Here is a 25,682-nt window from a genome sequence, read left to right on the forward strand (position 1 = left end):
CGTCACGCATAGGTTTCCAGCATACGGGTGCGAGCCTCTTCCGTGCGGGCGACCTGCTCCGCCGGAATGTAGAAGTCGCGTTGATAGTTGAAGGTGTGGACGATGATGGCGGCCAGCATCGCCACGAAGGCGACGCCGCCGACCAGCCACATCTGCCAGATCAGCGCGAAGCCGCACACCGCGCTGAGCGCCGCGACGACGAAGCCGGCGCCGGTGTTTTTCGGCATGTGGATCGCCGCGTAGCCCTGCAGCGGCCGCGCGTACTGGTTCTTCTTCATGTCGGCCCAGGTGTCGTTGTCGTGCACGCGCGGGGTGAAGGCGAAGTTATAGTCGGGCGGCGGCGACGAGGTCGACCATTCCAGCGTGCGGCCGTCCCACGGGTCGCCGCTGAAGTCGCGCAACTGTTCGCGGCGCATGTAGCTGACGACGAACTGGACGATCATCGAGACGATGCCGAACAGGATCAGCACGGCGCCCAGGGCGGCGATTTGGAACCAGATTTGCAGCGACGGGTCTTCGAAGTGGCCGACGCGGCGCGTCACGCCCATCAGGCCGAGCACGTACAGCGGCATGAAGGCGACGTAGAAGCCGATGGTCCAGAACCAGAACGAGCACTTGCCCCAGAACTCGTCGAGCTTGTAGCCGAAGGCTTTCGGGAACCAGTAGTTGATGCCGGCGAACAGGCCGAACAGCACGCCGCCGATGATGACGTTGTGGAAGTGGGCGATCAGGAACAGGCTGTTGTGCAGCACGAAGTCGGCCGGCGGCACCGCCAGCAGCACGCCGGTCATGCCGCCGATGACGAAGGTGATCATGAACGCGATGGTCCACATCATCGGCAACTCGAAGCGGATGCGTCCGCGGTACATGGTAAACAGCCAGTTGAAGATCTTCGCGCCGGTCGGAATCGAGATGATCATCGTCGTGATGCCGAAGAAGGAGTTGACGCTGGCGCCCGAGCCCATGGTGAAGAAGTGGTGCAACCAGACCAGGTAGGACAGGATGGTGATGACGACGGTGGCGTAGACCATCGAGGTGTAGCCGAACAGGCGCTTGCCGCAGAAGGTCGACACCACTTCGGAGAAGATGCCGAAGGCCGGCAGGATCAGGATGTAGACTTCGGGGTGGCCCCAGATCCAGATCAGGTTGACGTACATCATGGCGTTGCCGCCCATGTCGTTGGTGAAGAAGTTGGTGCCGACCATGCGGTCCAGCGACAGCATGCCCAGCACGGCCGTCAGGACCGGGAAGGCGGCGACGATGAGCACGTTGGTGCACAGCGAGGTCCAGGTAAACACCGGCATCTTCATCATGCTCATGCCGGGCGCGCGCATTTTGACGATGGTGGCGATCAGGTTGATGCCCGACAGCAGCGTACCCACCCCGGCGATCTGCAGCGACCAGATATAGTAGTCGACGCCGACGTCGGGGCTGGCCAGGATGCCCGACAGCGGCGGATACGCCAGCCAGCCGGTGCGGGCGAATTCGCCGACGAACAGCGAGGCCATCGTCAGGCCGCCGCCGAACGCGGTCATCCAGAAGCTGAAGTTGTTCAAGAAGGGGAAGGCGACGTCGCGCGCGCCGATCTGCAGCGGCACGACGTAGTTCATCAGCCCGGTCACCAGCGGCATGGCGACGAAGAAAATCATGATCACGCCGTGGGCGGTGAAGATCTGGTCGTAGTGGTGCGGCGGCAGGAAGCCGGCCGAGTCGCCGAAGGCGAACGCCTGCTGGGCGCGCATCATCAGGGCGTCGGCGAAGCCGCGCAGCAGCATGACCAGGCCGAAGACCATGTACATGATGCCGATTTTCTTGTGGTCGATGCTGGTGATCCAGTCGCGCCACAAGGTGCCCCACAGGCGGTAGCGGGTCAGCAGGCCCAGGATGGCCACGCCGCCCAGCGCCACCATGGCGAACGTCGCCAGCAGGATGGGCTCGTGCAGCGGGATCGCGTCCCAGCTCAGGCGGCCGAAGACGAGCTTCGTCATATCGATATGCTCAGACATTATTGTTTCTTCACTGAAGTGGTTGGCGTGGTTGGCGTGACGCAGATGTCGGCCCCGGCGGCGGCCAGCTTGGCGGCGGCGCCGTTGCCGTTGCCGCTTAGCTTGGCGACGGCCGCTTTGATCTTGCCGCGGTTGGCGTCGGCGGCCATCATGGTGTTCATACAGACCGCGTCGAGGTCGACGCAGCGGTTGACGATGGCGTCGAACAGGCCGGCCTCGACCGAGCCGTAGCGGCGCACCGGATCGCGCTCGCTAGGCTTTTCCAGCGCCTGGTAGCCGGCGCGGTCGAGCTTGGCGGTGCCGCCCTTGGTGGCCTGCACCCAGCGCTCGAAGTCGGCCGGCGCCATGCCGTGGAACTTGAAGCGCATGTCCGAGAAGCCGGCGCCGCTGTAGTTGGCGGAAAAACCGTCGAACACGCCCGCCCGGTTGATGACGGCGTTAAGCGTCGTTTCCATGCCCGGCATGGCGTAGATCTGGCCGGCCAGCGCCGGAATGTAGAAGGAATTCATCACGTTCGAGGCGCTGATCTTGAAGCGCACCGGCACGTCGACCGGCGCGGCCAGCACGTTCACGGTGGCGATGCCCAGGTCGGGATAAATGAACAGCCATTTCCAGTCCAGCGCCACCACCTGCACGTTGAGCGGCTTGACGCCGGCGGCGACCGGGCGGTTGGCGTCGAGGCGTTGCAAGGGCCGGTACGGGTCCAGCGTATGGGTGCTGATCCAGGTCAGCAGGCCCAGCGCGATAATGATCAACAGCGGCGCGCCCCAGATCACCAGTTCCAGCGCGGTGGAATGGTCCCAGTCCGGCGCATAGGTGGCCCCGGTATTACCCTTGCGATAACGCCAGGCGAACAGCACCGTCAAGGCGATGACGGGAACGATGATAATCAGCATCAACAGGGTCGATACGACGATCAGCTTACCCTGCTGGGCGGCGATGTCGCCGGACGGATTCATGACCACCGTGTTGCAACCAGCCAGCAAAACAAGGGGTAACAAGGTGGCACCGCGGCGAATTAGTGATGTAGTCATGCGGTTTGTGCCCTACAAAGGGTGAGGAATATGTTACTGTAACTTGACCGCGCCCCCCTGGCGATTGGACACTTTGTCCTACCCTGCGCGCCACCCGGGCCGGCATATTGACAGACTGAACCAATTTGAGAGACGCTGACTATGTCAACAATGGATACACACAGCGGGCACGTCCCATCTGACTTCCCTCCCCGCGCCGCCGCCGACGACGCCCGCCGCATCAACGCCGACCACGGCAAGATCGCCCCGGGCGAGATCGCCATCGGCGTGGTCATCGGCCGCGCGTCGGAGTATTTCGACTTCTTCGTCTACGCCATCGCCTCGGTGCTGGTGTTCCCGTCGGTGTTCTTCCCCTTCGCCGACCGGCTCGACGGCACGCTGTACGCGTTCACCATCTTCGCCTTCGCCTTCGTCGCCCGGCCGTTCGGCACCATCGCCTCGATGGCGATCCAGCGGCGCTTCGGGCGCGAAGCCAAACTGACGCTGGCGCTGTTCCTGCTGGGCATCTCCACCGCCGGCATCGCCTTCCTGCCGACCTATTCCCACCTGGGCGGCGCGGCCATCGTGCTGTTGGCGCTGCTGCGCATCGGCCAGGGCCTGGCGCTGGGCGGTTCCTGGGACGGCCTGCCGTCGTTGCTGGCGCTGAACGCGCCGCCGCAACGGCGCGGCTGGTACGCGATGCTGGGCCAATTGGGCGCGCCGGTCGGCTTTGTTATCGCCGCCGGCCTGTTCTGGTACCTGCTGTCGGCCGTCTCCACCGCCGACTTCCTCGACTGGGGCTGGCGCTATCCGTTTTACGTCGCCTTCGCCATCAACGTCGTGGCGCTGTTCGCGCGCCTGCGCCTGGTCTCGACCGAGGAATACTCGCACCTGCTCGAAGAGCGCGAGCTGCAACCGACCAAGGTCGTTGAAATGGCCCACACGCAGGGCGGCAACCTGGTCATCGGCGCGCTGGCGGCGCTGGCCAGCTACGCGCTGTTCCACCTGGTGACGGTGTTCCCGCTGTCGTGGATCGTGCTGTACTCGACGCGCTCGGCCGGCGACTTCCTGCTGGTGCAGATGCTGGGCGCGGCGCTGGCGGCGGCCGGCATCGTCGCCTCCGGCCTGATCGCCGACCGGGTTGGCCGGCGCACCACACTGGCCGCGCTGGCCGGCCTGATCGCCGTCTTCAGCGGCTTCGTGCCGATGCTGATGGACGGCGGCGACCTGGGCCAGAACATTTTCATCTTGCTCGGCTTCGCCCTGCTGGGCCTGTCCTATGGCCAGGCCGCCGGCGCCGTCACCGCCAACTTCCCGGCGAAATACCGCTACACCGGCGCCGCCTTGACGTCGGACCTGGCCTGGCTGGTCGGCGCCGGCTTCGCGCCGTTGGTGGCGCTGGGCCTGTCGGCCCACTTCGGCCTGGCCTACGTCAGCGTGTATTTGCTGTCCGGCGCGGTGTGCTCGCTGGCCGCGCTCAGCCTGAACCGCGCGCTGGAAATCCGCGACTGAGAAATTCGCGGACCGGGCAAAGAGCCGGGGTCAGGCCTGAAGGTCCGGCCCCGCGGTGACGCCGTTGGTTTTCTTAACCGCTTCGCCAACGATTGAATAGTTAAAAAATAGTCTTTCAAATTATATAATTTTCGTATACTTTTCAATATCAAAATCGTACCCTCGGTGTTGTAATTCCTAACCACAACAACCAGAGGTGAGCGCCGTCGGCAACGGCGGCCTCGAAGGTTACCGCGTCACCAGCACCACCTTGGGCAATCACCAGCGCGGCATCTATCGCAGCCACGCCGACGTGGCCGACTTTTCCCTCGACGCCGGCCAGTACTGGCTGCGCTGGAGCCTGACCGGATCGCTCGGCTCGGGACCGTGGCAGCCACCCACCTCGGACGCGCGGATCGGCGACGCCGCCCAGGCGAGCGGCGTCAACGCCCGGTTCAATAACTTGGTCGAATCCGGCTCGGGCCGAGGTGTGGAGTTGCCATTCGTCATCAACGGCACCGTCTCCGCCGTGCCGGAACCGGAAACCTATGCCATGCTACTGGCCGGCCTGTTCATGGTCGGCGCCGTGGCGCGCCGCCGCAAGGCCGCCGAAGGCTAACGGCCGGACCCCAGCCCATCGCCTGACAGCGGCCGCAAGGCCGCTGTTTTTCCTTGCGCCGCGCAAAACGCCCAATGCACGCGCAATTGCGTTGGCATATGCGACAATCATGCCAATTCGCACAAGCCCTACGAGGGATGTAAACGATAGCCCTGCACATTGACAGAGCGTAACCGGGGATCGGCATTTGAATATTTTGATCGTGGCGGTCGGCAGCGCCGGCGACGTATACCCGTTCATCGCCATCGGCCAGGAACTGAAACGGCGCGGCCACGACGTCAAACTGTTCGCCGCGGCCCCGTTTCAAAGCAAGGTGGAAAACGCCGGCCTGGCGTTCCACTCCGGTTTCAGCCAAACGCACTTCGACGCGCTGGTCGCCGAAACCGAGCTGTGGCATCCGCGCAAGGGCTTGCCGATTATGCTGAAGTCGCTGGGCGCCCAGACGCGCGCCGGCTACGCGCTGTTGCTCGAACATATACGCGGCGACGACACGGTGCTCGTCGGCAGCAGCCTGGCCTTCCCGGCCCGATTGCTACAGGAAAGCCATGGCGTCAAGCTGGCCACCGTCCATCTGGCGCCGGCCTGCTTTTTTTCGGCGAGCGATCCGGCGCTGCACGGCGGCATGGCCTGGCTGCGCGCCCTGCCCGCCTGGGCCGTGCGCGCCGTATTCAATCTGCTCGAACGCACACTCATCGACCCGCTGGTCGGCGCCCAACTCGCCTCTGTGCGCGCCGAGCTCGGCCTGGCGCCGGTGCGGCATATCATGGGCCGCTGGCTGCACTCGCCGCAGCGGGTCATTTGCGCCTGGCCGGCATGGTTCGCCGCGCCGCGGGCCGACTGGCCCGCCAACGCCGTCTGCACCGGCTTCCCGCGCCTGGCCGCGGCGCCCGGGCAGGCGCTGGGCGACGCTCTTCAGCGCTTCCTCGACACCGGGCCGGCACCGCTGGCCGCCACGCCCGGGTCGGCGATGGCGCACGGCCGGCTGTTCTTCCAGCGCGCCATCGGCGCGGCCGCGGCGCTGGGCCTGCGCGTGGTACTGGTGACGCCCTACCGCGAACAATTGCCCGAGGTGTTGCCGCCGTTCGCCCACTACGAGGCCTACGTGCCGTTCGACCTGCTGGCGCCGCGCGTGGCCGCCTTTATCCACCACGGCGGCATCGGCACCTGCGCCAACGCACTGGCCGCCGGCAAGCCGCAACTGATCGCGCCATTCGCCTACGACCAGCCGGACAACGCCGCGCGCCTGCGCCGGCTCGGCGTCGCCGCCTGCGTGGCGCCGCGGGCGCCGCTCGAAACATGGACGCGCGCGCTGGCCGGCCTGTTGAGCCAGCCCGGCACGCCGGCCGCCTGCCGGGCCATCGCCGCGCGCATGGCGCGGGAACCGTGCGCCGCCGCCCACATCGCCGATTTGATCGAAGAACTTGGCAACGCCGCACACCATGCCACTCCCCCCGCGCGCGATACCACTAAAGGAGCCTCCGCCCATGCAAGCTGACACCGCCGCGCGCACCGCGCTGGTACTGGAAACCAACAACCTGCGCGGCGGCGCCGACGCCGCCGCCAAGACCGCCGCCAGCCTGGAACGGGTGATCGGCCTGCTGGCCGGGCAAAGCCTGCCGCTGCGCGCGCTGGCCCAGGTCGTCGTCACCCACGACGGCTTGAGCGACGCCTGCCGCGCCGCCGTGACGCGGCTGGCCGGCCGCGCCGTCGACTTCGTCCGCATCGACGACGCCACCGGCTATTACGACGCCAAAAACGCCGGTTTCGCCGCCACCGACGCCGCCCGCTGCGACTACGTCGCCTTCGCCGACACCGACTGCGTGCCGGCGCCCGACTGGCTGGAGCAACTGCTGGCGCCGCTGGCCGGCGCCGACGCGCCCGCCGTCGTCGTCGGGCGCACCAGTTACGCCGCCAGCGTCGTCGGCTCGGCGCTGACCACGCTGGACTTCATGTACTTCCCCAGCCCGCTGCAAGCCGGCGCCACGCGCAATTTCTACGCCAACAACGTGGTATTCCGCCGCGACGTCTTCGCCCGGTACAACTACCAGTCGCTCAACGGCGTCTACCGCGCCCACTGCCAGGTGCTCGGCTTGCATCTGCAGCAAGCCGGCGTGGCGCTGCACTACGCGGCCGCCGCCCACACCGAGCACAAGCTGCCCGACAGCCGCTTCGAAGCGCTGAAATTGCGCTGGATGCGCGGCCAGGACACCCACGGCCTGACGCCGCACCTGGTGCGCGCCTACCTGCCCCGGTCCTTGCAATGGCTGGGCCGCAGCGGGCCGCTCGGGCCGCTGTGCGTGCTCGGCTCGCGCCTGTGCTTCAGCCTGCGCGCGCTGAACCACCAGCACCTGCCGCCGTTGCGCGGCCCGCGCTGGCTGTCCGGCGTCGCCCTGATCGCCGCGTTTTCCGCCGTCGACATGCTGGGCGCGCTGTGTCGCGGCCTCGGCTTGCGCACGTCGCCGGGCGGCGAGGACGCCGCCGCCGCGCAAGCGCTGTCCTACCACCGCCGTTGAACCGTTCGCCGTTGAGCCTTATTTTAGATTGCTTGCCATGACCCATAAACTGTCCGCACTCCCCCTCGCCCGCCACGCCATGCTGGGTTTGCTGCTGGCGCACGCCTGCGCCCTTGCCGGCGCCACCGAGTTCGCCGGCCGCGGCGTGTTCGCCTTCCCGTCCGCCAGCGGCTGCCCGCTCGCCGCGCTGACCGGCAACGCCGAGCAATGCAACCGCCTGGCGCTGGACCACGCCGAAACCCGCGCCACGCTCGACCAGGCCGAACAACTGATCCACTTCCACAACACCCGCCAATACGCCAAGAAAACCGTCGTCGGCGATGTGCTGCTGCAAGGCAGCGGCCTGAGCGAAGACGGCAAGCGCGTGCCGCTGGGCTTTCACCTGGTACTGAGCAAGTCCGGCGACAAATGGTCGACCAGCCAGCACACCCACGCGCCGGTCAAGGGCAATTTCAGCGCCGTGCAAATCGACCCGTACCAGGTCGACGTCACCGAGGCGGACGGCAAGCGCGTCGTGCTGGTGGCCGAGAAAATCACCGAAACGCTGACCCAGCCAAGCCTGGCGACGCGCCTGGCCAGCGACCTGGTGCAGGTGCGCGACAACCGCGCCAAGGACGCGCGCGACGCCGACATCACCATCGCCGTGGGCGCCGGAAAACTGTCGAAGTCGGTGATGCGGGCGCGCCTGCACAGCGACCCCGTGAACGGCGGCAACGTCGATTCGCTGCTGACGCAAGGCAGTTGGGCCTTCGAACTGGAGGCGCTGACCGGGAAAATCCCCGACGCCGTGGCGCAGCGCGAACTGTTCCTGTTCGGCTTGAGCGGCCAGCCGATGCTCAAGCCGCTGCTCGTTCGCGGCTTCAAGAAACACGAAAAACTGTCGGTCGGCGCGGTCAACGGCAAAGGTTATCTGCGCTTCGGCGACCAGCAGCAGGACTTCCCCGGCGCCGACGCGGTCGCCCGCGCCTTCCTGCAACAAAGCTTCATCGGCCTGGTGCTGGGCTGGCAACAGCTGGACGGCGGCGCGCATGCCCGCTGACACAGCCGCCTTGCCGACGGCGCCGGCCTGCGTGCGGGCGCCGCCGTTGCGCGGCTGGCCGGCGTGGCAGGCGCGGCTGGTCAACGCGATCAAGCGCGCCGCGCTGCGCCAGTTGCACGCCAGCGCCGCCGGCGAGCGGCTACTGCTGCGCATCTACCTGATCGGCGAGGAAGCCACCGAAATCGCCCTGCAACGCGAACTGATAGGCGCGCGCCCGGACTGGCTAGCGCGCCAGATGGACCAGCACCTGGCCGACGAACAGCGCCACGCGCAAGCCTTCGCCGCCGCGCTGGCCGAGCGCGGCGCGCCCCACGTCCCCGGCGAGCCGGACTGGCTGAGCCGGCGCAAGATCGGCCAGTGGCAGCGCCTGGCCAGGCGCCACGCCGGGCAGTTCGCCAGCGGCCTGCTGGTGCCGGCGTTCGCCATCGGCCTGTGCGCCGAGCAAATGGCCTCGCGCGTGCTGCAACGCCACTGCGCGTTGATCGGCCCGCGCCACCGGCTGCACCCCCTGCTATCGGGCGTGCTGGCCGACGAAGAGCGCCACGTGCGCCTGTGCAGCCACACGCTGGCGCGGCTGGTGGCGCCGCGGGAACAGCCGGCGTTGGCGGCGCTGTTGCATGAGATCCGCGGCATCGACCGCGCGTACGGCGTCACCGGCGCGCTCGGCATGTATCTGGCGGGGCTGGCCTTGCGCCTGCGTCCGGCGCGCGCTTGAGCGCGCTGCGGGTGATCTACCTGGCCACGGCGGACGCCCGCGGCCACCTGATGCGGGCGCAATTGCTGACCCACGCGCTGCGCGCCGACGGCGCCAGCGTGCAAGTGCTGACCACGTCCGACGAAGGCGCGCGCTTCCTGGCCGAATTCGGCGTCGAGTCGACCTTGCTGTCGCGCCACTACGCGGTGCAGTTCGACACCCGCCAGAACATGCTGCGCGAGGCCACCGACGCCAACGTCGCCAATTACCTGTTCCGGCCCTCGCGCATGCTGCGCGACATCATCCGCCTGCGCGCGGCGCTGCGCCACGCCGACCTGATCGTCAACGACTCCTTCCACCCGGCGCTGCTGTTCATGGGTTGCATGCCCTTCTGGCGCCGCAAAGTGGTGCACGTGTACGGCGCCAGCCTGCGCCACGCGCTTGAAACCAACTTCCACGGCCGCCTGCCGGGCTGGGTGGCAGGACTGTTCCGCCGCATCGTCGCCTGGCAACTCGGCGCCAGCCGCGCGCGCCTGGAGCACGACTTCTCCTACGCCAAACCGGCCGAAAGCCAGGGCGACAACTACCGCCTGCCGACGCCGGTGGCGGTGGTGCCGGCGCGGCCGCCCGCCGACGCCGCCAGCGCCAGTCGCGCGGTGGTCTACCTGAACCCGCACTTTCGCGACCCGCTGCTGGCCGAGGCGCTGGAACGGGGCTTGGCCGACGCCGGCCTGCAAGCGCACCTGATCGGCGAGGGCTACGCCGGGCGCCCCGGCTGGCTGGCGCAAGACCCGGACTGGGTCGGGCGCGCCGCCGCCAGCGAGCTCATCATATCGGCGCCGGGCATGGCCGCGCTGTCGGTCGCGCTGGTCTACCACCGCCCCATCCTGCTGGTCGTGACGGAACAGCCGGAGCAGCAAATCAACGCCGCCCGCGCCGCCGAACTGGGCCTGCTTCACCGCACCGTCGTCTGGCGCGGCGACGCGCCAGCGTTCGGCGCCGCCGCGCGCGAGGCTTGCCGCGAGTTGCTGGCCGCCGCCAACGTCGCCGCCCCGCCGTGCGGCCACGCCGCCGCGACCGCGCGCCTGCAAAGCTGGGTCACGGTACTAACGGCGCTGGCGCCGCCCCGCTAAATCAACGCTAACATCCGGAAAACATGCAAACCCACCTGCCACCCCACCTCAGCGAAATCCAGCCGCTCCGCGCCGTCGGCGCGCTGGCGCTGGACTGGGCCTTGATAGCCTGCTGCTTCGCCGGCGCCATCTACTTCGCCCACCCCGTCGCCTACCTGGTGGCGGCCATACTGATCGCCCGGACCCAGCTCGCCTTGGCCGTACTGATGCACGAAAGCGCCCACGGCCTGCTCACCCGCACCCGGCGCGTGAACGACTTCGTCGGCCAGGTGTTCACGGCGGCGCCCTTGATGCTGTCGATGTTCTCCTACCGCACCGGCCACATGCAGCACCACCGCGCGCCGATGGCCGGCAACGACCCGGTCGCGGTGGTGTTCGGCATCGCCGACTACCCGGTGCCCAGAAAGGAACTGGCGTGGCGCCTGTTCAAGGACCTCACCAGCATCGGCTACTTCCTCAGCGTACGCGACTTCATGGGCGGCAAGTACCGCGACGTCATGCCCAAAGGCCCGTCACAGCCGGCGACCGGCGCCTTCGTGCTGGCCTCGATCGTCGTCAGCAATGGTATTTTGCTGGGCGCGCTGGCCGCCGCCGGCCACCCTGGCCTGTACCTCGGCCTGTGGATACTGCCCGCGCTGACGCTGCTACAAGTGTTCGCGCGCGTACGCGCCATCACCGAGCACGCCGGCTACCCCGAAACAAAAGACCAGACCCAAAACGCCAGGTCGGTGGTCCGGCCGAGCTGGCAAACCTTCTTTTTCGGCCCGCACGCCATCCATTACCACATCGAACACCACCAACACGTGCGCGCGCCCTTCTACCATTTGCAGGAAGTCCACGAGGTCATGAAAGCCCAGGGCGTCCTGCCGACCGCAAACCTGTATCGCGGCTATGCGCAAGTGTTAAGGGACGTCACCACCTAATTAGCCCAGTTGCCGGTAGAAATAGGTGGTGTCGCACGGCTCGCCGTTCGGCAGCAGCGCATAGCCCGGCACCATGCCGCAGCGCCGCCAACCGAGCCGGGCGTAGAGCCGCTCGGCGTCGCCGCTGGCCGTGTCCAGCACCAGTAAGGACTTGCCGCACGCGCGCGCCGCCTGCTCGGCCGCCTGCATCAAGGCCTCGCCCAGACCGCGCCGACGCGCGCGGCTCAGCACCAGCATCTTCGACAAATCGGCGCGGTGCGGTTGATTCTCCGGCTGCGCCAATACCAGTTGCACCGTGCCGACGATGCCGTCGGCGTCGTCCGCCACCAGCAATGCGCGCTCGCCGCGGGCCACGGCGTCGGCCACCTGGCGCCAAAACGCCAACGCCCGCTCCATCGACAAGGGTTGCATGAAGCTCACCGACGCGCCGTGCTCTACGCAATCGATCAACAACTCGGCCAGCGCCTGTATTTCCAGCGCGGACACCGTCTGCAGGCGGCGAATGCGATGCTGTGGTGCTGGGTTCGGCATATTATCTCCAGGATGTGGGCATGGTGGTGATGACGACGGCGTAGCGGGCGCCCGTCAGGGTCGGATTGTGGAACGCCACGGGCCGGTCCAACAGCAGCGCCAGGCAGTCGCCGGTGCCGAGGCGATGTCGCTCGTCGCCGACGCTGACGTCGATGGAACCCTCCAGCACCCACACCTGTTGGTGGATCTGGCTGGCCCGGGCGCCGGTTTCATAGGCCACGCGCGCCTGCGCCGGAAACGCCACCTCGACAATCTGGATCGGCGACGCCATCGCGCGCGCCGGGCTAGATGTTGTGGGCGCGCTTCAAGTGCATCGGCAGCAACCACCATATGCACAGGATTAGCGTGCCCATGACCCCGGTGGCGATATAGCCGACGCCGCCGCCAAACACTTCGGAGATCACCAGGTTGGTGCCCAGCACCAGCGCGAAGGCCAGGGTTAGCGATCCGACGACGATTTGCCGGGTCGCCACCCGTTTGAAGCGGGCGCGGTCGTTGAGCGGACGCATCAGGCGGTGTTGGATCGCCGGCGCGCTGAGCAATATCAGGCTGCTCAGGGCGAAGAAGAAGGTTGCGAGGAACACGTATTTTTCAGCCTGTACGATGTGGCGGAAGCCGCCGTTGAACGGCAGGATGATCAGGAACGCCGTCAGCATCTGCGCGCCGGGCAGCAAGATGCGCAGTTCGCTGAGCATGTCGGAAAAGTCGCCGTCGTCGTTCAGGTCGGCGGGGCTGTCGGCGTCGATCAACGGCGACGGTTGAATATGCGGCATGGCGCTTCTCAAAAAATGGACGTGTGGTGATTATACGGGCGCGTTATTGGAACGTCGCGTCCGTTCAAGCGGCCCCCGCCCGGGCCGGTAGCGAGGCCTTCATTCGCACCGCGAACGGGCCGCCGCCGGCGTTCCGGCGCAGGATTGCTGTCATTCCGCTACAATGTCGCCTGCGCCATCATTTCAAGCGGGCGCCATAGCCGGGCCGTTGAACAGCGATTTGCCAGATTTCGCGCGCGCGCGCCGGTGCCCTCACTTTTTTAGCCCAGCAGAATTATGGAACCATCATGAGCTCGATGAACGAAGAGCGCGTATTAAGCGTGCACCACTGGACAGACACTCTGTTCTCTTTCACAACGACGCGCGACCCAGCGTTGCGTTTCTCCAACGGTCACTTCACCATGATCGGCCTGCGCGTCGACGGCAAGCCGCTGCTGCGCGCCTACAGCATCGCCAGCGCCAACTACGAAGACCATCTGGAGTTTTTCAGCATCAAGGTGCCAGGCGGACCGTTGACGTCGCGCCTGCAGCATCTGCAGGTCGGCGACGCGGTGATTGTCGGCCGCAAGCCGACCGGCACCCTGGTGGCCGACTACCTGCTGCCGGGCAAGCGCCTGTACATGCTGTCGACCGGCACCGGCCTGGCGCCGTTCATGAGCATCGTGCGCGACCCCGATATCTATGACAAGTTCGACCAGCTGATCCTGGTCCACGGCGTGCGCCAGGTCGAAGAATTGGCCTACCACGACTTGCTGGTAGAGCATTTGCCGAACCACGAGTTCCTCGGCGACATGATTTCGAGCAAGCTGCGCTACTACCCGACGGTCACCCGCGAAGCCTACCGCAACACCGGCCGCGTCACCGATCTGATCGAGAGCGGCAAGCTGTTCGAAGACCTGGGCGTGCCGGCGCTGGACCCGGCGGTCGACCGCATCATGATCTGCGGCAGCTCCGACATGCTGCGCGACTTGAAGGACATGCTGGAAACGCGCGGCTTTAAAGAGGGCAACACCTCGACGCCGGGCGACTTCGTCATCGAACGGGCATTCGCCGAGAAGTAAGCAAGCTGCGCCATGCCGGCGCGGGGCTGCGGCCCCGCGCCGGCGCATGGCCGCCCTAGCTGTCCGCCAGGTGCGCGGCCAGCCTTGTCCCCAAGCACAGCAACGTCAATGTCGGCGGCAAGCCCCATGCCTCCGGTATCACCGACGCGTCGCACACGAACAAATTCCCGGTCGGCGTCTGTAACGTCGCGTCCACGCCGTCGCCGATGCGTACACTGCCGCCCGGATGCGCGGCGAAATGCAGGCTGTTGAACTGATGTTTCGCGCCCGCCTGGCGTAGGATCGCGCGCGCCAGTTCGACGCCGCGCGCCAGCTTTTGCCGGTCGGCCGGCTGCAGCGACTTGTTCACCCAGCGCGGCCCGATGCGCCCGCCCAGTTCGTCGCGGATCTTGACCATGATCGTCAAGGTGCGGCGGTGCGCCAACAGGCGGTCGAAGCGCCCCACCTGCGCGGCGAAGGCCTGGTACATCGGCCGCGGCAGCGCCATGTCGGCCAGCGTGATGCCGTCGCCGTGCAGATGCATGCCGGCCGCCATCGGCACCTCGGCGCCGCCGTCGACGTCGTCGACGCTGCCCATGACGGCGATGACCGGATCGCTGAAATGGCGGTCGTAGCCGGCCGCCAGCCCGGACGCGTGCAGCAACCGCGGGCTGCCAATGCCGCCGCCGGCCAGCACGACCACGCCGGCGCGGGCTTGCCGCGTTTGGCCCTGACGCGTGAATTCGACGCCGCTCGCCCGCCCCTGCTCGACGATCACGCGCTGCGCCTTCGCCTCCGACAGCAGTTCGGCACCGGCCGCGACGGCGTCGTCGAGCAGATTCCTGGCGGTCCATTTGGCGCCGAACGGACAGCCGTAGACGCAGCGCCAGCAGCCGCTGCGGCATTTGTCGGGGTAGATCATTTTGTCGAGCTTTTGCCAGTCGTGGCCGAGCGCGCGGGCGCCCTGCATGATGCGCTTGGCCATCGGTCCGATCAGCGCGTCGGGCAGCGGCGCCATCGGCAATTCGCGCCGCAGCGCCGCCAGCGCCGGCCCCAGGTCGACGCCGTACTTGGCGAAGTACGGCAGCGGCGGCGCCATCGCGGTGGCGAAATTGATCGCCGAACTACCGCCGGCGGCGACGCCGCGCACCAGAAGCGAGCCGTCCTGGTTGAAGAACGCGCCTTTGCCGGGGACGGCGGCCATCGCCGCCATCTGGCCCAGGGTGCCGGTCAGCGGGGCGGCGCTGCCCTGTTCGAGGATCAGTACGCGCAGCTGCCGGCGCGCCAGGTCGCGCGCGACCGCCGCGCCGCCGGGGCCGCTGCCGACAACGATCACGTCATAAAACGATTGGACTGGGTTCATTGTCATATCATACCGGGGACAGACCACGATTTCCGAGAAAGATTCCCTCGGAAATCGTGGTCTGTCCCCTTGCTCACTTTGTCTCAGCAAAAAAACGGCGGAACGCTTGCGCGTCCGCCGTTTTTTTATGCCCCGCCGTTTACTTTGTTACTTGCTGGCCGTCGCGGCGCTGTCCCAGCCGCCGCCCAGCGAGCGGATCAGCGCGACGGTGGTCACCGCGCGGCTGCCGCGCAGTTGCACCGCGCTGCGTTCGACGTTGGCCAGGTTGCGCTGGGCGTCGAGCAGGTCGAGGTAGCTGGAGCGGCCGGCCGCGTACAGCTTGCGCGCCAGGTCGGCCGAGCGCCGCGCCGAGACGACGGCGTCGTCGATCTGCTCGCCCTGCCCGGCCAGGATGCGCAGGCCGGCCAGGTTGTCTTCGACTTCGGCAAAGGCCACCAGCACGCTTTGGCGATAGCTCGCCACCGACTCGTCGAGCAGCGCTTCGCTGCGCGTGATATTGGCCTTGTTGCGCCCGCCGTCGATGATCGGCATCGACATCAGCGCGCCCAGTACCCACGAACGCGTGCTCCACTTGAAGATGTCGGAGAAGACGTCGGAGGCGCCGCCGCCGGAGGCGTTCAGCGTCAGCGCCGGGAACATCGCCGACTTGGCGATGCCGATGCGGGCGTTCGACGCCATCATGGCGCGCTGCGCCGAGGCGATGTCGGGACGGCGCTCCAGCAGCGACGACGGCATGCCGGCCGGGATCGCCGGCATCGGCGCGTTGTCGAGCAAGGGGCTGACGCCGGCCGTGAAGTTGGCGGCCGGCTGGCCCAGCAGGACCGCCAGCGCGTGCTCGGCGTTGACGCGCTGACGCTGCAGGCCGATCGCTTCGGCGCGGGTGGTCGACAGTTCCGTCTTGGCGCGGGCCAGGTCGAATTCGCCGATGTCGCCCAGGTCGTAGCGGCGCTGGTTGACGTGCACGCCCTCTTCGCGCAGGCGCACGGTCTGGTCCAACGTGGCCAGCTCGGCGTCGGTGGCGCGCAAACGGAAGTAGGTTTGCGCGACGTCGGCCTGCAGCGCCAGCAGCACCGAGCGGAAGGTCGCTTCGACGGCGGCGGCGTCGGCGCGCGAGGCGCTGACGTTCGAGGCGACGCGGCCGAACAGGTCGAGCTCGTAGCTGGCCGTCAGGTTGGCCTGGTAAAGCGTCGCCGGCGCCACCGCGGTGCCCTGCGGCAGCCCCAGCGACACCGCCGAGGCGCGGCTGCGCTGGGCGCCGACGCCGGCGCCGATCTGCGGAACGCGGTCCGCTTCGGCGATGCCGGCGATGGCGCGCGCCTGGCGCACCCGCGCCGCCGCCACCGCCAGGTTGGCGTTGGCCTTGGTCGCCTCGGCGATCAACTGGTTCAGCGCCGGGTCGTTAAACGCCAGCCACCATTCGCCGCGCGGCTGTTGTTCGGCCGGCTGGCCCTGTTTCCAGCGGCTGCCGTCGGCGGCCGTTTGCACCGGCTGCGGCGCCTCTTTGAAGGCGGCCGGCAGCGCCATTTGCGGTTGCTTGAATTCCGGCGCGGCGCAGGCCACCAGCAGCAGCGCTGCCAGCAGGGGCGCGACGCGCTTGGCGATAGCGCTTGTCTTCATTGCTGTACCCATTAATGTGTCCCTTCCAATTTTGGCGCGGCCACTGCTACCGCCGCGTCGGTTTTTTTGCCAAGGCGCTGGGCCAGCGTGCGCAGCAGCACGTAGAACACCGGTGTCAGGAACAGGCCGAAGAAGGTCACGCCCAGCATGCCGGCGAAGACCGCCACACCCATCGCGTGGCGCATTTCCGAACCGGCGCCGTGCGAAAACACCAGCGGCACCACACCCATGATGAAGGCGATCGACGTCATCAGGATAGGACGCAGACGCAGGCGGCAAGACTCCAGCGCCGCTTCGACGATGGTGCGGCCGTGGTCTTCCAGTTCCCTGGCGAATTCGACGATCAGAATCGCGTTTTTCGACGCCAACCCGACCAGCACGAACAGCGCGATCTGCGTGAAGACGTTGTTGTCGCCGCCGGTCAGCTTGACGCCGATCAGCGCGCACAGGATCGACATCGGCACGATCAAGATGACGGCCAGCGGCAGGGTCCAGCTTTCATACTGGGCGGCCAGCACCAGGAACACCAGCAACACGCACAGCGGGAACACGTAAATCATCGTGTTACCGGACAGGATGTCCTGGTAGGTCAGGTCGGTCCACTCGTAGGTGATGCCCTTCGGCAGCACTTCGCGGGCGATCTTCTCCAGCTCGGCCTGCGCTTCGCCGGACGACACGCCGGGGGCCGGCGCGCCGTTCATGTCGGCCGACACGTAGGCGTTGTAGCGCTGCACGCGGTCGGGACCGTAGCTGTCTTTAACACGCATCAGCGACGACAGCGGAATCATCTCGCCCTGGCCGTTGCGTACCTTCAGTTGCGCGATGGCTTCGGCCTGCGAACGGAACGGCGCGTCGGCCTGCACCCGCACTTGGTAGGTGCGGCCAAACTGGTTGAAGTCGTTCACGTACATCGAACCGAGGTTGATCTGCAAGGTCTGGTAAATGCTCGTCAGCGGCACGCCCAGCTGCTTGGCCTTGGCGCGGTCGACGTCGGCGAACAGCTGCGGCACGTTGATCTGGAAGCTGGAGAACACGCCGGCCAGCTTCGGATTTTGCCATGCCTTCATCTGCATCGCCTGGGTCGCCTTGTACAACTCGTCGTAGCCGACGTTGCCGCGGTCTTCGATCATCATCTTGAAGCCGCCGATGGTGCCCAGCCCGTTCACCGGCGGCGGCGGGAAGACCATGATGAAGGCGTCCTGCACCGCGCCCATTTGCTTGTTGATTTCGGCCGCGATGGCCTGGCCGGACTGCTCCTTCGAAGTGCGCTCGCTGAACGGTTTCAGCGCCGTGAAGACGATACCGGCGTTCGGCGCGTTGGTGAAACCATTGATCGACAGGCCGGGGAAGGCCACCGACGATTCCACGCCGGGGACTTTCATGGCGATGTCGGACATGCGGCGGATCACGGCGTCGGTGCGCTCCAGCGAGGCGGCGTCGGGCAGTTGCGCGAAGCCGACCAGGTATTGCTTGTCCTGGCCAGGCACGAAACCGTTCGGCACCACCTTGAACATGAACGCGGCGGCGACCGCCAGCATGGCGTACACCGCGACCGAGGCGCCTTTGCGGCGCAGCACGCCCTTGACGCCGCTTTCATACTTGGCCGAGGTGCGGCCGAAGAAGCGGTTGAACCAGGCGAAGAAGCGGCCGAACAGCTTGTCCATCAGGCGCGTCAGCGCGTCTTTCGGCGCGTCGTGCGGCTTCAGCAGCGCGGCGGCCAGGGCCGGGGCCAGCGTCAGCGAGCTGAACGCCGAAATCACGGTCGAGATGGCGATGGTCAGCGCGAACTGGCGGTAGAACTGGCCGGACAGGCCGGAGACGAAGGCGATCGGCACGAACACGGCGCACAGCACCAGGGCGATGGCGATAATCGGGCCGCTGACTTCCTTCATCGCCTGGATGGTGGCGTCGCGCGGGCTCTTGCCCATCGAGATATTGCGCTCGACGTTTTCCACCACGACAATGGCGTCATCGACGACGATACCGATCGCCAGCACCAGCCCGAACAGCGACAAGGTGTTGATCGAGAAGCCGAAACCCAGCATGACCGCGAAGGTGCCGATGATCGACACCGGCACCGCCAGCAGCGGGATGATCGAGGCGCGCCAGGTTTGCAGGAAGATGATCACCACCAGCACCACCAGGGCCACCGCTTCCAACAGGGTGTGGATGACGGCGCTGATCGATTCGCTGACGAACTGGGTAGGATCGTAGACGACGCTGTAGTCCAGGCCCTGCGGGAAATCCTTTTTCAGCTCGTCCATTTTGGCGCGCACGTCGGTCGACAGTTGCAGCGCGTTGGCGTTGGGCGCCTCGAAAATACCGATACCGACCGCCGATTTATTATTCAGCAGCGAACGCAGCGAATAGGAGTTCGATCCCATCTCGATGCGCGCGACGTCCTTCAGGCGCGTCAGGGCGCCGTCGGCGTTGGTGCGCACAATGATCTCGCCGAACTCCTCGACCGATTGCAAACGGCCCTGGGTGTTGACGGTCAACTGGAACTGGCTGTCCTTGGCCGGCGACTGGCCGATCACCCCGGCGGCCACTTGCACGTTCTGCTCGCGGATGGCGCCGACGACGTCGCCGGCGGTCAGGCCGCGGCCCGCCACTTTTTGCGGATCGAGCCAGACGCGCATGGCGTAGTCGCCGGAACCGAACATATTGACTTCGCCCATGCCCGGAATGCGGGCCAGCTGGTCTTTGACGTTCAGCACCGCGTAGTTACGCAGGTACAGGTCGTCGTAACGGTTGTCGGGCGAGGTCAAATGCACCACCAAGGTCAGGTTGGGCGAGCTTTTGACGGTGGTCACGCCGATCTGGCGCACCTCTTCCGGCAGCCGCGGCAGGGCGCGCTGGACGCGGTTTTGCACCTGCGTTTCAGCCTGCTCGACGTTGGTGCCGATCTTGAAGGTGACGGTCAGCGCCAGCGAACCGTCGGAGGTGTTTTGCGAGGACATGTAGAGCATGTTCTCGACGCCGTTGATTTGCTCCTCCAGCGGCGCGGCGACGGTTTCGGCGATGACTTTCGGGTTGGCGCCCGGGTACTGCGCGCGCACCACCACCGAAGGCGGCACCACGTCCGGGTATTCCGAGATCGGCAGCTTGAAGATCGACAGCAAGCCGGCCACGAAAATGATGATCGACAACACCGCCGCGAAGATCGGCTTGTCGACAAAAAAGCGTGAAAAATTCATGATTTATTCCTTTACAGTCGATGCCGCCGTGGCTGCGACCTTGGCGTCTTTCGCCGCTGGTTTAGCCGGTTGTTTTGCTTCCGGTTTGGCGACCGGGGCGGCCGGATCGAAATCCATCGCCACCACCTGCGCCGTCACCGGGGCGCCGGGGCGCACGCGTTGCAGGCCGTTGACGACGATTTTCTCGCCCGCCTTCAAGCCCTCGCGCACCACGCGCAAGCCGTCCACCGTCGGTCCCAGTTTCACCGGGCGGTATTCGGCCTTGCTGTCGGCGCCGACGACGAAGACGAACTTGCGGTTCTGGTCGGTGCCGATGGCGCGGTCGCTGATCAACAGCGCGCGGGTCTGCTCCTTGCCGCCGTTGCCGGCGTCCAGCTGGACGCGGGCGAACAGGCCGGGAACCAGCACGTTGTCGGCGTTGGCGAAGGTGGCGCGCATGCGCACGCTGCCGGTTTTCGGATCGAGCTGGTTATCGACGAATTCCAGCTTGCCCTCGTGCGGAAAGCCCGCTTCGTTGGCTAGGCCGACCCGCACCGTGACCGGCGCGCCCTTGTGCGACTGGGCGCCGACGCGCAGGTAGGTGTCTTCGTCGCCGTCGAAGCTGGCGTAGATGCGGTCGGTCGACACCACCGAGGTCAGCACGGCGGAGCCGTCGATCAGGTTGCCAACGGTGATTTCGGCCTTGCTGACGCGGCCGTTGATCGGCGCGTGCACCTGGGTGAAGCTCAGGTTCAGCTTGGCCGCTTCAAACGAGGCCTGGGCGGCGCGGGCGTTGGCGTCGAGCTCCTTCAGGCCGGAAGCCTTCTCGTCGAGTTCGCGCTGCGGGATGGCTTTTTCGGCCAACAGCTTTTCGGCGCGCACCAGCTCCAGCTTGGCCAGGTCGGCCTTGGCGCGGGCCGACAAGGCGGCCGCTTCGGCGCGGCTCATCTCGGCCTGGAACGGCCGCGGGTCGATGACGAACAAGACGTCGCCCTTTTTCACTTCGCTGCCCGGCTTGAAGTTGACGGAGGTGATGAAGCCGCCGACGCGCGAACGGATTTCGACGCGCTCGACCGCTTCCAGGCGGCCCGAGAATTCCTGGGTTTCGACGATCTGTTTTTCCACCACGGCGGCGGCCGAAATCGGCGGACCAGCCTGCGCCGGCGCTTCCTGCGCCTTGCTATTGGCCGAATCGCACGCGCTCAAGCCCAGGGCTGCCAGCCCCGCCAGTGCCAGCGCGGCGGCGAGCGGCCGTGCCAGCGTCGTCAATTGTTGAACGTTTTTCATATTTTTCCCTTTTGTTATGAAATTTATAATGATTTAGGCGGAACAATGCCTTCTGGCTTGATACAGGTGATTCGGGGCGGGCGCAGACCCGCGTGCTGTATATGGCGGCGAAAATATACACTACACAGTGTAGTGCTTACACCTTATAAAGTAAACTTGTTGGTGTAAATACTCATGGTGGCCTTCCCGTTCAGCTTGCCGGGGCCGGCTCCAGCGTGGCGATGAAGTCGGCCATCTCGCTCAACGCGCGCGCCTTGCAGGCGCATTCGTTGCGGGCGCCCGGTTCTTGCAGCGGCGCCGGCGGCATGCGGCTGACGGTGGTCTTGATGCCACAGGCAATCAGCTTGGCGCCGTATTGTTCCGCCTCGTCGCGCAGCGGGTCGTCCTCGGCCGACATGATCAGTGCCGGCGGCAGGTTCTTCAAACGGCTCGACTGCAACGGCGAGGCGTACGGGTGGGTGCGGTCGGCGGCGTTCGGCAGGTAGCCGCGGTAGCCGGCGGCGCACACGTCGGCCACCTCGATCATGTCCGGGCAGGACGGCATGGCCCGCATCGAACAGCTGCTCAGGCCGGGATCGAGCATCGGCATGATCAGGATTTGGCCCGCCAGCGCCGGGCCGCCGCGGTCGCGCGACATCAGCGTACACACGGCCGCCAGGTTGGCGCCGGCCTCGATGCCGGAAACGATCAATTGCTTGCCGGTCCAGCCCAGCTTGGTCTTGTTCTTCTTGGCCCACACCAGCACGGCGTGGGCGTCTTCCACGGCGGCGGGAAACGGGCGCACCGTGGCCAGCGTGTAATTGGTCGCCAGCACGATCTGCTTCGGGCTGCCCAGCACCAGGCAGCGCAGGAAGTCGTCGCCGTCCTCCAGGTCGCCGCCGACGAAGCCGCCGCCGTGGAAAAACACGATCAGGCTGTCGAGCTTGGCGCCGGGCGCGCCGGCCGTGTAGATCCGCGCCGCCAACGCGTCCTGCGCGCCGCGCACTTCCATGTCGCGTATCGTCAGCTGCGCGTCGGACGGCACCGCCGTCATTGCGCGAGCGCCTTGCCGGAGGCCGCGCTCAGTTCGGCAGGCAGCGCCAACTCGTTGGCGCACAGCAGCGCGGAACCGTGCGATACCTGCGACACCAGCGCGTCGTAACCGCTGGCCTCGGCCTGCGCCGCCTGCGAATAAACGTCGGTATTCACCATTCCGGCCAAAGCAAGTGAGCTCAACGCAAGAGCGACGACTGCAAAGATTCCATCCCGATGACCCATGACATTTCTCCCGATAACTTCCGACGACCCCTGCATTTATGCTGCAGTACAACAACTATAAACTTGTTCTACAATATGATAAATACTGCAATGTCGAATTGATTGTTCAGGAATCCGAACAATAGGGAAAACCAATGAATAAACTGCAAGCGATGGAAGTGTTCGTGCAAGTGGTCGACGCCGGCGGTTTTACGCGCGCGGCCGAGAACATGCAACTGCCCAAGGCCAGCGTGTCGACGCTGATCCAGTCGCTGGAGACGGCGCTGGCGGTCAAGCTGCTGCACCGGACCACGCGCCAAGTCAGCATCACCGCCGACGGCGCCGCCTACTACGAGCGCTGCCTGCGCATCCTGGCCGACGTGCGCGAAGCCGAGGAGTCGCTGTCGCGCACCCGCCTGAGCCCGAGCGGGCGGCTGCGGGTGGAGGCGCCCACCGGCGTCGCCGGCGAGATCATCATCCCCGCCCTGCCGGCCTTCTTCGAGCGCTACCCCGACATTACGCTGGACCTCGGTTGCAGCGACCGCCCGGTCGACCTGATCGAGGAAGGGGTCGACTGCGCGGTGCGCGGCGGCCAGCTGGGCGACTCGACGCTGATCGCGCGGCGCGTCGGCATCGTCCAGTTCACCACCTGCGCGGCGCCGGCCTACCTGGACAAATTCGGCCGGCCGCGGCACCCCGGCGACCTGCTACGGCACCGCTGCGTGAACTATTTCTCGTCCAAGACCGGCAAGACCTACGACTGGGACTTCAGCCGCGGCGACGAGCGCATCCAGCAGCCGCTGGCGGGCCATATCGCGCTGAACGACTCGAACGCCTACATCAGCGCCGGCCTGGCCGGCCTGGGCGTGATGCAGATGCTCAACTTCACCGCCCAGCCCTACCTCGACGACGGCCGCCTGGAACTCCTGCTGCCCGACTGGAGTTCGGACCCGCTGCCGGTGCACGTGGTGTACCCGCAAAACCGCCACCTGTCGGCCAAGGTGCGGGTGTTCGTCGAATGGGTCGCCGAACTGTTTTCCAACCACCCCGGCATGCAGCTCAAGAGCGCGCCGCAGCGCGCCGCGGCAGCCTCCACCCCTCTACAGGTAGCCATCTGATGACCACACCGCACAACATCGTCTTCCTCGACCGCGACAGCCTGATCGCCACGCTGCGCCAGCCCGCCTTCGCCCACGAATGGCGCGAGTACGCGTCGACGAGCGCCGCCGCGGCCGCCGGGCGCCTGGCCGAGGCCAGCATCGCCATCAGCAACAAGGTGCCGCTGCGCGCGGCCGACCTGGCGCAACTGCCGCAACTGAAAATGATCGCCGTGGCCGCCACCGGCACCGATATCATCGACCTGGCGGCGTGCCGCGCGCGCGGCATCGTCGTGTGCAACATCCGCGACTACGCGGTGGCCTCGGTGCCGGAGCACTGCATGGCGCTGATGCTGGCGCTGCGGCGCAAGCTGCTCGACTACCGCGCCGACGTCGAAGCCGGCATGTGGCAGCGCTCGGCGCGCTTTTGCCTGCTCGGCCATCCGATCCGCGACCTGCACGGCAGCCGCCTCGGCCTGCTCGGCTACGGCGCGCTCGGCAAGTCGGTGGCGGCACTGGGGCGCGCCTTCGGCATGGAAGTGTGCGTGCACACCCGCTCGCCGGTGACGGACCCGGACGTGACGGCGCTGTCATGGGACGAGCTGCTGGCGACGTCGGACGTGCTCAGCCTGCACCTGCCGCTGAGCGAGCAGACCCGCCACATCATCGGCGCGGCCGAGCTGGCGCGCATGAAGCCGACGGCGCTGCTGATCAACACCGCGCGCGGCGGCCTGGTCGACGAGGCCGCGCTGGCGGCCGCGCTGAGCGACGGCGTTATCGGCGGCGCCGGCTTCGACGTGCTGGCGCAGGAGCCGCCGCCGCCCGACAACGTGCTGCTCAACCTGCGCCTGCCGAACTTCATCCTGACGCCGCACACCGCCTGGGCCAGCGGCCAGGCGATGCAGGCGCTGGCCGACCAGTTGATCGACAACGTCGAGGCGTTCGCCGCCGGCCGTCCGCGCAACGTGGTGGCCTAAAAGGTCCCCGGCAGTAGGATGCGCTGGTCGACGTCGCGCACGTCGCGCAGGCCGCAGAAGGCCATCGTCAAATCGAGTTCGTTGCGGATGATGGCTAGGCATTTGTCGACGCCCGCCTCGCCCAGCGCGCCTAGCCCGTACAGGAAGGGCCGGCCGATGTAGACGCCCTTGGCGCCCAGCGCCAGCGCCTTGATGACGTCCTGGCCGGAGCGGATGCCGCCGTCCATGTGCACCTCGATCTGTGCGCCGACGGCGTCGACGATGGCCGGCAGCGCGCCGATCGACGATTGCGCGCCGTCGAGCTGGCGGCCGCCGTGGTTCGAGACGATCAGCGCGTCGGCGCCGCTGGCGGCGGCCAGGCGCGCGTCCTCGGCGTCCATGATGCCTTTGATGATCAACTTGCCGCCCCAGCGCTGCTTGATCCACTCGACGTCGCGCCACGACAGGCTCAGGTCGAACTGCTGCTGGGTCCAGGCCGACAACGACGACATGTCCGTTACCGACGTCGCGTGGCCGACGATGTTGCCGAAGCCGCGGCGCTTGGTGCCCAGCATGCCCTTGCACCAGCGCGGCTTGCTGGCCATGTTGAGCAGGTTGGCGAGGGTTAGCTTGGGCGGCGCTGACAGGCCGTTGCGCAAATCCTTGTGGCGCTGCCCCAGCACCTGCAAGTCGAGCGTCAGCACCAGCGCCGAGCAGCCGGCCGCCTTGGCGCGGTCGATCAGGCGGTTGATGTACGCACGGTCCTTCATCACGTACAACTGGAACCAGAACGGCTTGCTGGTGTGCGCGGCCACGTCCTCGATCGAGCAGATACTCATCGTCGACAGCGTGAACGGCACGCCGAAGCGCTCGGCCGCGCGCGCCGCCAGGATTTCGCCGTCGGCGTGCTGCATGCCGGTCAGGCCGGTCGGCGCCAGCGCCACCGGCATCGCCACCGGCTGCCCCACCATCGTCGACGCCAGGCTGCGGTTTTCCAGGTTGACGGCAACCCGCTGGCGGAATTTGATCTGCGCGAAGTCGCCGCTGTTGGCGCGGTAGGTCGACTCCGTCCACGAACCGGCGTCGGCGTAATCGTAAAACATGCGCGGCACGCGCTTCTGCGCCAACACGCGCAAGTCTTCAATGCAGGTAATAATCGTCATGCGCGCTCCCGG

22 protein-coding genes and 1 pseudogene are annotated in these 25,682 nt (G+C 66.8%); 11 read left to right on the forward strand and 12 right to left on the reverse strand.

Translation table 11 applies throughout. The features are described from left to right. Positions 1–2: 2 nt before the first annotated feature. Together cyoB and cyoA are read right to left on the reverse strand one after the other, a co-directional pair. Positions 3–2,006 carry a cytochrome o ubiquinol oxidase subunit I gene (gene cyoB, locus JANGC3_RS0108365; RefSeq protein WP_026132725.1) on the reverse strand — a complete coding sequence of 668 codons (2,004 nt, stop codon included), beginning with the start codon at positions 2,004–2,006 and terminating at the stop codon, positions 3–5. Further along, a complete protein-coding gene (gene cyoA, locus JANGC3_RS0108370) occupies positions 2,006–3,040 on the reverse strand; it encodes a ubiquinol oxidase subunit II (protein WP_035787564.1) in 1,035 nt (344 codons plus the stop codon). Before cyoA ends, cyoB begins: the two co-directional genes overlap by 1 nt. A 150-nt stretch (positions 3,041–3,190) precedes the next feature. On the opposite strand from cyoA, the gene JANGC3_RS0108375 reads away from it, so the two are divergent. From JANGC3_RS0108375 to JANGC3_RS0108410, 8 genes and pseudogenes are all read left to right on the forward strand, one after another. Continuing rightward, positions 3,191–4,531: an MFS transporter gene (locus JANGC3_RS0108375; protein WP_017876040.1), complete on the forward strand. Its 1,341-nt coding sequence runs from the start codon at positions 3,191–3,193 to the stop codon at positions 4,529–4,531. 490 nt (positions 4,532–5,021) lie between these two features. Next, a pseudogene (locus tag JANGC3_RS32495) lies at positions 5,022–5,129 on the forward strand (PEP-CTERM sorting domain-containing protein); the annotation flags it as partial. A gap of 187 nt (positions 5,130–5,316) precedes the next feature. Next, positions 5,317–6,624, forward strand: coding sequence for a glycosyltransferase (locus JANGC3_RS28845; protein WP_017876042.1), 1,308 nt, complete (start codon positions 5,317–5,319; stop codon positions 6,622–6,624). Further along, positions 6,614–7,642 carry a glycosyltransferase gene (locus JANGC3_RS0108390; RefSeq protein ID WP_017876043.1) on the forward strand — a complete coding sequence of 343 codons (1,029 nt, stop codon included), beginning with the start codon at positions 6,614–6,616 and terminating at the stop codon, positions 7,640–7,642. Before JANGC3_RS28845 ends, JANGC3_RS0108390 begins: the two co-directional genes overlap by 11 nt. Before the next feature lie 37 nt (positions 7,643–7,679). After that, on the forward strand, positions 7,680–8,681 hold the full coding sequence (locus tag JANGC3_RS0108395; protein ID WP_017876044.1) for a hypothetical protein: 1,002 nt from the start codon (positions 7,680–7,682) through the stop codon (positions 8,679–8,681). Continuing rightward, entirely contained in the window at positions 8,671–9,396 is a 726-nt protein-coding gene (locus tag JANGC3_RS0108400; RefSeq protein WP_035787565.1) for a hypothetical protein, read from the forward strand. The genes JANGC3_RS0108395 and JANGC3_RS0108400 overlap by 11 nt, the downstream gene beginning before the upstream one ends. Continuing rightward, the gene (locus tag JANGC3_RS0108405) at positions 9,393–10,508 is read left to right on the forward strand and encodes a hypothetical protein (RefSeq protein WP_017876046.1); all 1,116 of its coding nucleotides are present in this window, start codon (positions 9,393–9,395) and stop codon (positions 10,506–10,508) included. The genes JANGC3_RS0108400 and JANGC3_RS0108405 overlap by 4 nt, the downstream gene beginning before the upstream one ends. 23 nt (positions 10,509–10,531) lie before the next feature. Further along, positions 10,532–11,431 (forward strand): fatty acid desaturase family protein, encoded by a 900-nt coding sequence (locus tag JANGC3_RS0108410; protein WP_017876047.1) that lies wholly within the window; start codon positions 10,532–10,534, stop codon positions 11,429–11,431. Here the strand turns inward: JANGC3_RS0108410 and JANGC3_RS0108415 are convergent, their stop codons facing one another. The 3 genes from JANGC3_RS0108415 to JANGC3_RS0108425 are packed head-to-tail and all read right to left on the reverse strand — an operon-like array spanning position 11,432 to position 12,735. Further along, entirely contained in the window at positions 11,432–11,962 is a 531-nt protein-coding gene (locus JANGC3_RS0108415) for a GNAT family N-acetyltransferase (RefSeq protein ID WP_026132727.1), read from the reverse strand. A 1-nt stretch (position 11,963) separates the two neighbouring features. Then, on the reverse strand, positions 11,964–12,233 hold the full coding sequence (locus JANGC3_RS28850; RefSeq protein ID WP_017876049.1) for a cupin domain-containing protein: 270 nt from the start codon (positions 12,231–12,233) through the stop codon (positions 11,964–11,966). A gap of 13 nt (positions 12,234–12,246) precedes the next feature. Next, positions 12,247–12,735 carry a DUF6328 family protein gene (locus JANGC3_RS0108425; protein ID WP_017876050.1) on the reverse strand — a complete coding sequence of 163 codons (489 nt, stop codon included), beginning with the start codon at positions 12,733–12,735 and terminating at the stop codon, positions 12,247–12,249. A 287-nt stretch (positions 12,736–13,022) separates the two neighbouring features. Here JANGC3_RS0108425 and JANGC3_RS0108430 point away from each other — a divergent pair, with 287 nt between their 5' ends. After that, on the forward strand, positions 13,023–13,796 hold the full coding sequence (locus tag JANGC3_RS0108430) for a ferredoxin--NADP reductase (protein WP_026132728.1): 774 nt from the start codon (positions 13,023–13,025) through the stop codon (positions 13,794–13,796). 55 nt (positions 13,797–13,851) lie between these two features. On the opposite strand, the gene JANGC3_RS0108435 is transcribed toward JANGC3_RS0108430, so the two are convergent. The 6 genes from JANGC3_RS0108435 to JANGC3_RS31395 form a co-directional block, all read right to left on the reverse strand. Next, the gene (locus tag JANGC3_RS0108435) at positions 13,852–15,138 is read right to left on the reverse strand and encodes an FAD-dependent oxidoreductase (protein ID WP_017876052.1); all 1,287 of its coding nucleotides are present in this window, start codon (positions 15,136–15,138) and stop codon (positions 13,852–13,854) included. 147 nt (positions 15,139–15,285) lie between these two features. Continuing rightward, complete coding sequence (locus JANGC3_RS0108440) at positions 15,286–16,755, reverse strand: efflux transporter outer membrane subunit (RefSeq protein WP_017876053.1); 1,470 nt, start codon at positions 16,753–16,755, stop codon at positions 15,286–15,288. Between the two features lie 11 nt (positions 16,756–16,766). Beyond that, complete coding sequence (locus tag JANGC3_RS0108445; protein ID WP_017876054.1) at positions 16,767–19,952, reverse strand: efflux RND transporter permease subunit; 3,186 nt, start codon at positions 19,950–19,952, stop codon at positions 16,767–16,769. Positions 19,953–19,955: 3 nt separating this feature from the next. Then, positions 19,956–21,218: an efflux RND transporter periplasmic adaptor subunit gene (locus JANGC3_RS0108450; protein ID WP_017876055.1), complete on the reverse strand. Its 1,263-nt coding sequence runs from the start codon at positions 21,216–21,218 to the stop codon at positions 19,956–19,958. Positions 21,219–21,408: 190 nt separating this feature from the next. After that, positions 21,409–22,251 carry an alpha/beta hydrolase gene (locus tag JANGC3_RS0108455; RefSeq protein ID WP_017876056.1) on the reverse strand — a complete coding sequence of 281 codons (843 nt, stop codon included), beginning with the start codon at positions 22,249–22,251 and terminating at the stop codon, positions 21,409–21,411. After that, positions 22,248–22,409 carry a hypothetical protein gene (locus JANGC3_RS31395; RefSeq protein ID WP_232429678.1) on the reverse strand — a complete coding sequence of 54 codons (162 nt, stop codon included), beginning with the start codon at positions 22,407–22,409 and terminating at the stop codon, positions 22,248–22,250. The genes JANGC3_RS0108455 and JANGC3_RS31395 overlap by 4 nt, the downstream gene beginning before the upstream one ends. Positions 22,410–22,609: 200 nt before the next feature. Here JANGC3_RS31395 and JANGC3_RS0108465 point away from each other — a divergent pair, with 200 nt between their 5' ends. After that, positions 22,610–23,572: a LysR family transcriptional regulator gene (locus JANGC3_RS0108465; protein ID WP_017876058.1), complete on the forward strand. Its 963-nt coding sequence runs from the start codon at positions 22,610–22,612 to the stop codon at positions 23,570–23,572. After that, entirely contained in the window at positions 23,572–24,528 is a 957-nt protein-coding gene (locus JANGC3_RS0108470; RefSeq protein ID WP_017876059.1) for a D-2-hydroxyacid dehydrogenase, read from the forward strand. Before JANGC3_RS0108465 ends, JANGC3_RS0108470 begins: the two co-directional genes overlap by 1 nt. On the opposite strand, the gene JANGC3_RS0108475 is transcribed toward JANGC3_RS0108470, so the two are convergent. Then, complete coding sequence (locus tag JANGC3_RS0108475) at positions 24,525–25,670, reverse strand: alpha-hydroxy acid oxidase (protein ID WP_026132731.1); 1,146 nt, start codon at positions 25,668–25,670, stop codon at positions 24,525–24,527. The genes JANGC3_RS0108470 and JANGC3_RS0108475 overlap by 4 nt on opposite strands. Between the last annotated feature and the right edge of the window lie 12 nt (positions 25,671–25,682).

It is taken from the genome of Janthinobacterium sp. CG3 (assembly GCF_000344615.1).
Classification (GTDB): Bacteria; Pseudomonadota; Gammaproteobacteria; order Burkholderiales; family Burkholderiaceae_D; genus Janthinobacterium.

Excerpts from the sequence above, each read along its gene's own strand:
- JANGC3_RS0108375 (WP_017876040.1), top strand. The coding sequence starts at position 3,191 with ATGGATACACACAGCGGGCACGTCCCATCTGACTTCCCTCCCCGCGCC.
- JANGC3_RS0108470 (WP_017876059.1), top strand. The coding sequence starts at position 23,572 with ATGACCACACCGCACAACATCGTCTTCCTCGACCGCGACAGCCTGATC.
- cyoA (WP_035787564.1), bottom strand. The coding sequence starts at position 3,040 with ATGACTACATCACTAATTCGCCGCGGTGCCACCTTGTTACCCCTTGTT.
- JANGC3_RS0108450 (WP_017876055.1), bottom strand. The coding sequence starts at position 21,218 with ATGAAAAACGTTCAACAATTGACGACGCTGGCACGGCCGCTCGCCGCC.
- JANGC3_RS0108425 (WP_017876050.1), bottom strand. The coding sequence starts at position 12,735 with ATGCCGCATATTCAACCGTCGCCGTTGATCGACGCCGACAGCCCCGCC.
- JANGC3_RS0108415 (WP_026132727.1), bottom strand. The coding sequence starts at position 11,962 with ATGCCGAACCCAGCACCACAGCATCGCATTCGCCGCCTGCAGACGGTG.
- JANGC3_RS0108435 (WP_017876052.1), bottom strand. The coding sequence starts at position 15,138 with ATGAACCCAGTCCAATCGTTTTATGACGTGATCGTTGTCGGCAGCGGC.
- JANGC3_RS0108475 (WP_026132731.1), bottom strand. The coding sequence starts at position 25,670 with ATGACGATTATTACCTGCATTGAAGACTTGCGCGTGTTGGCGCAGAAG.
- JANGC3_RS0108445 (WP_017876054.1), bottom strand. The coding sequence starts at position 19,952 with ATGAATTTTTCACGCTTTTTTGTCGACAAGCCGATCTTCGCGGCGGTG.
- JANGC3_RS0108410 (WP_017876047.1), top strand. The coding sequence starts at position 10,532 with ATGCAAACCCACCTGCCACCCCACCTCAGCGAAATCCAGCCGCTCCGC.
- JANGC3_RS0108390 (WP_017876043.1), top strand. The coding sequence starts at position 6,614 with ATGCAAGCTGACACCGCCGCGCGCACCGCGCTGGTACTGGAAACCAAC.
- JANGC3_RS0108430 (WP_026132728.1), top strand. The coding sequence starts at position 13,023 with ATGAGCTCGATGAACGAAGAGCGCGTATTAAGCGTGCACCACTGGACA.
- JANGC3_RS0108395 (WP_017876044.1), top strand. The coding sequence starts at position 7,680 with ATGACCCATAAACTGTCCGCACTCCCCCTCGCCCGCCACGCCATGCTG.
- JANGC3_RS0108465 (WP_017876058.1), top strand. The coding sequence starts at position 22,610 with ATGAATAAACTGCAAGCGATGGAAGTGTTCGTGCAAGTGGTCGACGCC.
- JANGC3_RS28850 (WP_017876049.1), bottom strand. The coding sequence starts at position 12,233 with ATGGCGTCGCCGATCCAGATTGTCGAGGTGGCGTTTCCGGCGCAGGCG.
- cyoB (WP_026132725.1), bottom strand. The coding sequence starts at position 2,006 with ATGTCTGAGCATATCGATATGACGAAGCTCGTCTTCGGCCGCCTGAGC.
- JANGC3_RS0108440 (WP_017876053.1), bottom strand. The coding sequence starts at position 16,755 with ATGAAGACAAGCGCTATCGCCAAGCGCGTCGCGCCCCTGCTGGCAGCG.
- JANGC3_RS0108455 (WP_017876056.1), bottom strand. The coding sequence starts at position 22,251 with ATGACGGCGGTGCCGTCCGACGCGCAGCTGACGATACGCGACATGGAA.
- JANGC3_RS31395 (WP_232429678.1), bottom strand. The coding sequence starts at position 22,409 with ATGGTGAATACCGACGTTTATTCGCAGGCGGCGCAGGCCGAGGCCAGC.
- JANGC3_RS0108400 (WP_035787565.1), top strand. The coding sequence starts at position 8,671 with ATGCCCGCTGACACAGCCGCCTTGCCGACGGCGCCGGCCTGCGTGCGG.